We start from the raw sequence: 1,574 nt of genomic DNA on the forward strand, positions 1-1,574 counted from the left end.
CACTCAATGAACGACTGGACGTTCGTAAGTTAAAGAAGAAAGCCGTGATAGAATACGCTAACCTATTTGACCGCAGGGGCCTGCTAAAAAGGGTCAGGGAGATTTTATGATTGAAAAAAGACAAGTTCAAAACCTCGCTGACCGCTGGCAGACAACAACCGATAACGTTGTTCGTGAGTATTTTCAACAGTTATTTCTTTCGAAGCTTTACCAGGAAAAACGCTCTGAATGCCTTCTTTTTAAGGGAGGTACAGCTTTACGAATTATCTGGCACAGTCCTCGGTTCTCTGAGGACCTTGACTTTACGGGTGTAGGCATCACCCTCAAAGATATTGAGACTCTGATGGAGGAATCTCTTACAAAGATAGAAATGGAGGGGATCGAAACTGAAATTGCAGAGTCAAAAAAAACATCCGGCGGATATCTTTCGATATTTCAATTTAAGACCAGCGAATACGTGAGCCAGATCCAAATTGAAATCTCGTTACGCGGCAACAAAAAAGAATCAGGGACAGCAGCACTCATTCAGCCTGAACTTGCTATGCCTTATATGATGGTTCATCTTCAGGAGCCTCTTCTTGTCGCCGAAAAAATTCAGGCTTGTCTGACCCGTGGGAAGGCACGAGATTTTTATGACATTTATTTTATTTTTCGTAGCCGTATGGCCTTTAAAGAGTCGTTTATCCAAGACAAGCAACTGAAGACGAAAATTCTAAAGGCCGTCGAATCCGAAAAACTAGATTTCAAACGCGAACTCAAAACATTTCTTCCCGTCAACCAGCATATCATCATTAAGAACTTCCCGTCAGCGCTGGTCACGGAAATTAAACGAAATTTAGCATAGTCCCAAAATGAAAATCACCCTTACATACTCGTCTCGCGCATACTTGGGCCAGATCATCTGATGAGTAATCAATAGACAAAATGAACCTATCTGATATATATTTACTCTTGAAAAGAGACTCAAAATGAAGAAGACTCGCGTTGAAACCAATATCCCTATTTTTTATATGAAAGAAGGGGATACATTTCTCGTCTACACCCCTGCCTTCGATCTTGTAGCCCATGGAGATTCATTTGAAGATGCTGAAGAGTCGTTTGCTAAATCCCTGAAACTATTTGTAGCGTATGTCTCTGAAAGAGGCACTTGGAAAGCTGTTTTGGAAGAGTACGGTTGGAAGAAAGTCCATGAAGTATGGAATCCTCCTGCTATTATTCGACAAGACAGTAAACCCGTCAGAATACCCATTGCGGTTTGATCCGTGGATAAACTTCATCCGATTCACTACAAGAAATTTGAGAAATTCCTAACCCATATTGGTTGCCATCTTTTACGCAAAGAAGGCGATCACAGAATGTGGGGGAGATCCGACCTCATTCGTCCCATTGTTGTTCGAACAAAAAAAGACTTACCCATCTTTGAAATCAAAAGCAATCTGCGAACCCTGCACATTACGAATCAAGACTATCTGAATATCATTCATCAACTTTGATTTGAAAAAAATGTTTTTTACATATTCGTCTCGCGAATATGTGCTACTTGAACTAAAAATTCATCGTTTCACTTTAAGCGC

General features: G+C 40.7%; 3 protein-coding genes. All 3 read left to right on the plus strand.

The features are described from left to right. The first annotated feature begins 106 nt into the window (after window positions 1-106). The gene (locus HYS07_08395) at window positions 107-844 is read left to right on the plus strand and encodes a nucleotidyl transferase AbiEii/AbiGii toxin family protein (GenBank protein ID MBI1871194.1); all 738 of its coding nucleotides are present in this window, start codon (window positions 107-109) and stop codon (window positions 842-844) included. Window positions 845-968: 124 nt separating this feature from the next. Further along, the gene (locus HYS07_08400) at window positions 969-1,259 is read left to right on the plus strand and encodes a hypothetical protein (GenBank protein ID MBI1871195.1); all 291 of its coding nucleotides are present in this window, start codon (window positions 969-971) and stop codon (window positions 1,257-1,259) included. Window positions 1,260-1,262: 3 nt separating this feature from the next. Beyond that, entirely contained in the window at window positions 1,263-1,493 is a 231-nt protein-coding gene (locus tag HYS07_08405) for a type II toxin-antitoxin system HicA family toxin (protein ID MBI1871196.1), read from the plus strand. Window positions 1,494-1,574: the final 81 nt, after the last annotated feature.

The organism is Chlamydiota bacterium, assembly GCA_016178055.1.
GTDB lineage: Bacteria > Auribacterota > JACPWU01 > JACPWU01 > JACPWU01 > JACOUC01.

Excerpts from the sequence above, each read along its gene's own strand:
- HYS07_08395 (MBI1871194.1), top strand. The coding sequence starts at position 107 with ATGATTGAAAAAAGACAAGTTCAAAACCTCGCTGACCGCTGGCAGACA.
- HYS07_08400 (MBI1871195.1), top strand. The coding sequence starts at position 969 with ATGAAGAAGACTCGCGTTGAAACCAATATCCCTATTTTTTATATGAAA.